At 77.2% G+C, this 1,657-nt stretch carries 2 protein-coding genes; both read left to right on the forward strand.

The features are described 5' to 3' along the window. Positions 1-483, forward strand: a 483-nt coding sequence (locus GTR00_RS20365; protein WP_166613352.1) for a universal stress protein, incomplete at its 5' end; no start/stop codon positions are given. Between the two features lie 165 nt (positions 484-648). Beyond that, entirely contained in the window at positions 649-1,617 is a 969-nt protein-coding gene (locus tag GTR00_RS20370; protein ID WP_166613353.1) for a siderophore ABC transporter substrate-binding protein, read from the forward strand. The last annotated feature ends 40 nt before the right edge of the window (positions 1,618-1,657 follow it).

A 1,657-nucleotide genomic window follows, 5' to 3' on the forward strand; every position in this document is an offset into this window, starting at 1 on the left:
GTCGTGCTCGGTTCGGACGGCTCCCCGGCGGCGCGGGCCGCGGAGGGCTTCGCCCTGGCGCACGCCGCGGCCGCCGGGCGGGAGCTGACGGTGGTGCGGGTGTGGCGCCCGCCGGCGGCGCGCCTGCGCGAGGGGGACCCGGTGGGGTGGGAGCGCGCCCGCGAGGTCGCCCACCGCCAGGCCGCCGAGGGCCTGCAGCAGGCGGTGGCCCGGGTGCGCGCGGCGCGGCCCGCGCCGCAGGTGCGCGCGCGGCTGGTGGAGGCGGCCCACCCGGCGGAGGCGCTGCTGGCCGCGGCCGCCGGCGCACGGCTGCTGGTGGTGGGATCGCGCGGTCGCGGGGCGCTGGCGTGCGCGCTGCTGGGCTCGACCAGCCACGAGGTGCTGCACCGCGCCGGCGGGCCCGTGGCGGTCGTCCCCGACGCCGAGCGCGCGGGGCGGGGTGCGCGCGGCGCGGACGCGTCCGGGGACGGGTCGGCGGGCTGACGGGCGGCGCGCGACGTGCGGCGAGTCACAGGTGGTGCACGAAGTGTGACGGGTCGCACACCCGGGACGGGTGCTCCCGGAGGGGTGAGGGCAGGCTAAGCTTCCCGGCGTCGGGCCCGCCGCGCGCGGGGACCCGCCCCCCACCCCTGCGTGAAAGGCGTTGCCGTGAACCACCTCCTGCCCCGGCGCACCGCGGCCGGGTTCACCCTCGGACTCGTCGCCTGCCTCGGCCTGGCGGCCTGCTCCGGCGAGGCGGAGGCGGACCCGGCGGCCGGTGCCGCCGCCACCCGCACCGTGCAGACCGCGGACGGCCCCGTCGAGGTGCCCGCCGAGCCGCTGCGCGTGGCGGCCCTGGACAACACGTCCTTCGCCACGATCAAGGCGTTCGGCATCACCCCCGTCGCGGTCCCCAAGGACCTGCTGCCCGCCACCGGGTACGAGGACTGGGCCTCCGACGAGGCAGTGGCGGACGCCGGCACCCACCGCGAGCCCGTGTTCGAGGCCGTCAACGAGGCCGAGCCCGACCTCATCGTCGGCGGGTACCGCTTCGCCGAGCACACCGAGGAGCTCTCGAAGATCGCCCCCACCATCGACATCTCCCCGTCGGTGGACGCCGAGGGCGGGTACGTGGAGAGCCTGAAGGCGCAGACCACCCAGCTGGGCGAGATCTTCGGCAAGCAGGACGAGGCCGCCGCGCTCGTCGCCGCCCTGGAGGAGGCCGAGCAGCGCGCCGACGAGGCCACGGGCGAGGAGACGGTGTTCCTGGCCGTGGCCAGCGGCGGGCACGTCGACAACGGTTCCGAGCGCCTGGAGCGCATCACCGAGCCGCTGGGCCTGCGCAACGTCCTGGAGGCCGAGGGCGACTCCATCCACAACGACTCCGGCCTGGCGCCGGAGACGATCGCCCAGCTGGACCCGGACTGGATGATCGTGCTGGACCGCGACGCCGCCACCGGCACCGCCGGCGCCTCGCCCGCCCAGCAGCTCGTCTCCGAGCAGCAGGCGTGGCAGGACACCACCTTCGTGACGGAGGGGCACGTGGTCTACCTGCCCGCCGACTTCTACGTCACCGAGGGCGTGCAGGCCTACACCGCCGTGTTCGAGCAGATCGCGGACGCCTTCTCCGCGGCGTGAGCACCCCCGCCCCCGCGGCCAGGGGGACCCGGCGCAGGGG

The organism is Kineococcus indalonis (genome assembly GCF_009906395.1).
In the GTDB taxonomy this organism is placed as follows: Bacteria; Actinomycetota; Actinomycetes; order Actinomycetales; family Kineococcaceae; genus Kineococcus; species Kineococcus indalonis.